General features: G+C 68.8%; 2 protein-coding genes. One reads left to right on the forward strand and one right to left on the reverse strand.

What is annotated here, in order from left to right:
• Positions 1–272 precede the first annotated feature (272 nt).
• On the forward strand, positions 273–1,103 hold the full coding sequence (locus AB0I51_RS48370) for an IS5 family transposase (protein ID WP_362985915.1): 831 nt from the start codon (positions 273–275) through the stop codon (positions 1,101–1,103).
• On the opposite strand, the gene AB0I51_RS48375 is transcribed toward AB0I51_RS48370, so the two are convergent.
• Positions 1,021–1,587: a hypothetical protein gene (locus AB0I51_RS48375; RefSeq protein WP_362985917.1), complete on the reverse strand. Its 567-nt coding sequence runs from the start codon at positions 1,585–1,587 to the stop codon at positions 1,021–1,023. The genes AB0I51_RS48370 and AB0I51_RS48375 overlap by 83 nt on opposite strands.
• Between the last annotated feature and the right edge of the window lie 120 nt (positions 1,588–1,707).

Consider the following 1,707-nt stretch of genomic DNA (forward strand, 5'->3'; position numbering starts at 1 on the left):
AGTGCGTTGTGGCAAACCGGATCTCGTTCGAGGTAATGCGGCGCGGGTGATCATCTGGACGGAGGTTCGGGTGCGGTCGCGGGCATGAGAGAACGGGCCCCTTGGTAGTGACGCGGTTACGACACCCGCACGACCAAGGAAGCCCGTTGCCTGATCAGTTGAGCAGTATCTCTGTGCCTGCGTCCACCGCGGTCACCCCTGGGTGTGACTGCTACGTGCACCGGTTCGGTTCGCTCGCTCCGGGACAGCGGGCGCGGTGCTATCCCAGTGACATGACGGATGCGGAGTGGGCCGAGGTCCGCGCCGCGATGCCCGTGCCGGCCTGGCTCCTGAAGCGGGGCGGGCGTCCGGAGGCGTATTGCCACCGCGAGATGCTCGACGCTGTGCGTTATCTGGTCGACAACGGCGTGAAGTGGACGGCTCTGCCGGTCGATTTCCCGTACTGGCGGGCGGTCTACGACTTCTTCCGCCGCTGGCGGGCCTACGACTATGTGCGTGAGCTGTACGAACGCCTGCGACGTTCGGCGAGGGCGCGCGCCGGCCGCAACGCCGAGCCCAGTGCGGGAGTCATCGACAGTCAGTCGGTGGACGCCTCCGAGACCGTGGGTGAGGACAGTCGCGGATACGACGGCGGTAAATCACGCGACGGGCGCAAGCGTCACATCCTGACCGACACCGAGGGCCTGCTCCTGGAAGTCACCGTGACCACGGCCGATGTGCACGACTCCAAGGCCGCCCCCGCGCTGCTGGAGGCGTTCATGCAGCAGCCGGGACGGCTGCTGAAGCTGGTGTGGGTCGACAGCGCCTACCAGGGTCCGGCGCTGGCGAAAGCGCTCGCCCGTCACGGAGTCCAAACCGAGGTCGTGCGCCGGTCCGACGGACAACGCGGATTTGTCGTACTGGCCCGCAGGTGGGTGGTGGAGCGCACGCTGAGCTGGCTCTTCCGCTCACGCCGCCTCAACCGCGACCACGAACGCCGCCCCGATCACCACCAGCAGATGGTGTGGTGGGCTGCCGTGATCAGGCTGTCCCGGCGCCTTGCCGGGGACGCTCCGCGCTGGCCGGAGAAGCGCCCCGGCCGACTGCTCCGGGCTCGGGCATGAACCGTCCGTCCTTCGCCCGCACCAGCCAGCCCCGCTTCTCCAGCACGTAGGCACGGTGCCGGATCTTCTCCACCTCGTTCTTGATCTCCGCCTCCCGGCCCACCGCCCGCGTCAACTCCACCCCGTTCACCGGCCCCGAAGCGGCCACCATCGCGGCGAACACCTCCCGATAGAGGCCGCTGAGCACCTCCTCGCCCATGCCCGACCGCCACACCGGCGGCCGCTCGCCATGCCCCGCGCCGGGGCCGCTCGATCCCACGAGGGCAGCCATCCCACCACCGGACGGCACGGGAACCGGCGTATCAACAGGACTCTCCTCGGCCAGCACCGACACGAGCTCCTCACGCCCCACCCGGGCCCGCTCGACTCGCTCCCGCGCGGCATCCACCTCCGCCTGAGCCTGCTCCAGGACCTCCGTCCAGGACTCCAGATCCTGCCTCGCGCGCGCCTCACGCCGTTCCATCAACCCCAGCACCGACGGCATCGCACCCTCCTCTATCCACAACAAGCCGTCCGCTGCCTGCCCCTACCCCAGGGCGATCATGCCCCGCACACGAAGAAGCCCCTGCTCATCGAACAGGGACTCCCTTTGCCACAACGCACT

The organism is Streptomyces sp. NPDC050549 (assembly GCF_040655035.1).
Classification (GTDB): Bacteria; Actinomycetota; Actinomycetes; order Streptomycetales; family Streptomycetaceae; genus Streptomyces.